1 rRNA gene is annotated in these 3,284 nt (G+C 57.5%); it reads right to left on the bottom strand.

Annotation, left to right across the window (positions count from 1 at the left end):
* Positions 1–21 precede the first annotated feature (21 nt).
* A 23S ribosomal RNA gene (locus tag ACZ7L1_RS39160) occupies positions 22–3,142 on the bottom strand.
* Between the last annotated feature and the right edge of the window lie 142 nt (positions 3,143–3,284).

Genomic DNA, 3,284 nt, shown 5'->3' with positions numbered 1-3,284 from the left:
ACACAGTGGACGCGAGCAACTGAGGACAAGCCCTCGGCCTATTAGTACCAGTCACCTCCACCCGTTACCGGGCTTCCAGACCTGGCCTATCAACCCAGTCGTCTACTGGGAGCCTTACCCCATCAAGTGGGTGGGAGTCCTCATCTCGAAGCAGGCTTCCCGCTTAGATGCTTTCAGCGGTTATCCCTCCCGAACGTAGCCAACCAGCCATGCCCTTGGCAGAACAACTGGCACACCAGAGGTTCGTCCGTCCCGGTCCTCTCGTACTAGGGACAGCCCTTCTCAAGACTCCTACGCGCACAGCGGATAGGGACCGAACTGTCTCACGACGTTCTAAACCCAGCTCGCGTACCGCTTTAATGGGCGAACAGCCCAACCCTTGGGACCGACTCCAGCCCCAGGATGCGACGAGCCGACATCGAGGTGCCAAACCATCCCGTCGATATGGACTCTTGGGGAAGATCAGCCTGTTATCCCCGGGGTACCTTTTATCCGTTGAGCGACGGCGCTTCCACAAGCCACCGCCGGATCACTAGTCCCGACTTTCGTCCCTGCTCGACCCGTCGGTCTCACAGTCAAGCTCCCTTGTGCACTTACACTCAACACCTGATTGCCAACCAGGCTGAGGGAACCTTTGGGCGCCTCCGTTACCCTTTAGGAGGCAACCGCCCCAGTTAAACTACCCATCAGACACTGTCCCCGATCCGGATCACGGACCCGGGTTAGACATCCAGCACGACCAGACTGGTATTTCAACGACGACTCCACCCGAACTGGCGTCCAGGCTTCACAGTCTCCCAGCTATCCTACACAAGCCGAACCGAACACCAATATCAAACTGTAGTAAAGGTCCCGGGGTCTTTCCGTCCTGCTGCGCGAAACGAGCATCTTTACTCGTAGTGCAATTTCACCGGGCCTATGGTTGAGACAGTCGAGAAGTCGTTACGCCATTCGTGCAGGTCGGAACTTACCCGACAAGGAATTTCGCTACCTTAGGATGGTTATAGTTACCACCGCCGTTTACTGGCGCTTAAGTTCTCAGCTTCGCCCACCCGAAAGTGAGCTAACCGGTCCCCTTAACGTTCCAGCACCGGGCAGGCGTCAGTCCGTATACATCGCCTTACGGCTTCGCACGGACCTGTGTTTTTAGTAAACAGTCGCTTCTCGCTGGTCTCTGCGGCCACCCCCAGCTCAGGGCGCAAAACCCATCACCAGGCGTGGCCCCCCTTCTCCCGAAGTTACGGGGGCATTTTGCCGAATTCCTTAACCATAGTTCACCCGAACGCCTCGGTATTCTCTACCTGACCACCTGAGTCGGTTTAGGGTACGGGCCGCCATGAAACTCGCTAGAGGCTTTTCTCGACAGCATAGGATCATCCACTTCACCACAATCGGCTCGGCATCAGGTCTCAGCCGTATGCAAGGCGGATTTGCCTACCTTGCGGCCTACACCCTTACCCCGGGACAACCACCGCCCGGGATGGACTACCTTCCTGCGTCACCCCATCACTCACCTACTAACCGCTTGGTCCGGCGGCTCCACCACTTTCCTTTCCCCGAAGGGTCCGGAACGGCTTCACGGCCTTAGCATCACGATGCTCGATGTCTGACGCTCCACAGCGGGTACCGGAATATCAACCGGTTATCCATCGACTACGCCTGTCGGCCTCGCCTTAGGTCCCGACTTACCCTGGGCAGATCAGCTTGACCCAGGAACCCTTAGTCAATCGGCGCACACGTTTCCCACGTGTGAATCGCTACTCATGCCTGCATTCTCACTCGTCAACCGTCCACAACTACCTTCCGGCGCTGCTTCACCCGGCAGACGACGCTCCCCTACCCATCAACACACCCGTTGGGGCTATATATGTCAATGACACGACTTCGGCGGTACGCTTGAGCCCCGCTACATTGTCGGCGCGGAATCACTAGACCAGTGAGCTATTACGCACTCTTTCAAGGGTGGCTGCTTCTAAGCCAACCTCCTGGTTGTCTGTGCGACTCCACATCCTTTCCCACTTAGCGTACGCTTAGGGGCCTTAGTCGATGCTCTGGGCTGTTTCCCTCTCGACCATGGAGCTTATCCCCCACAGTCTCACTGCCGCGCTCTCACTTACCGGCATTCGGAGTTTGGCTAAGGTCAGTAACCCGGTAGGGCCCATCGCCTATCCAGTGCTCTACCTCCGGCAAGAAACACACGACGCTGCACCTAAATGCATTTCGGGGAGAACCAGCTATCACGGAGTTTGATTGGCCTTTCACCCCTAACCACAGGTCATCCCCCAGGTTTTCAACCCTGGTGGGTTCGGTCCTCCACGAAGTCTTACCTCCGCTTCAACCTGCCCATGGCTAGATCACTCCGCTTCGGGTCTTGAGCGTGCTACTCAAACGCCCTCTTCGGACTCGCTTTCGCTACGGCTACCCCACACGGGTTAACCTCGCAACACACCGCAAACTCGCAGGCTCATTCTTCAAAAGGCACGCAGTCACGAGAACAAGGCAAGCCTCGTTCCGACGCTCCCACGGCTTGTAGGCACACGGTTTCAGGTACTATTTCACTCCCCTCCCGGGGTACTTTTCACCATTCCCTCACGGTACTATCCGCTATCGGTCACCAGGGAATATTTAGGCTTAGCGGGTGGTCCCGCCAGATTCACACGGGATTTCTCGGGCCCCGTGCTACTTGGGTGTCTCTCAAACGAGCCGCTGACGTTTCGGCTACGGGGGTCTTACCCTCTACGCCGGACCTTTCGCATGTCCTTCGCCTACATCAACGGTTTCTGACTCGCCCTACGGCCGGCAGACCGTAGAAGAGAGATCCCACAACCCCCCAAACGCAACCCCTGCCGGGTCTCACACGCTTGAGGTTTAGCCTCATCCAGTTTCGCTCGCCACTACTCCCGGAATCACGGTTGTTTTCTCTTCCTGCGGGTACTGAGATGTTTCACTTCCCCGCGTTCCCTCCACACTGCCTATGTGTTCAGCAGTGGGTGACAGCCCATGACGACTGCCGGGTTTCCCCATTCGGAAACCCCCGGATCAAAGCCTGGTTGACGACTCCCCGGGGACTATCGCGGCCTCCCACGTCCTTCATCGGTTCCTGGTGCCAAGGCATCCACCGTGCGCCCTTAAAAACTTGGCCACAGATGCTCGCGTCCACTGTGCAGTTCTCAAACAACGACCAACCACCCATCACCCTGCTGAAAACAGCAAGTTCACTGGGGCCGGCACCGAAGACAGACCAAACGGCCATGCCCTCAGACACCCAACAGCGTGCCCGACCA

This window comes from Streptomyces sp. NPDC107546 (genome assembly GCF_055639175.1).
The sequence above is the reverse complement of the archived record's forward strand: the minus strand, read 5'-3'. Positions and strand labels throughout refer to the sequence as shown.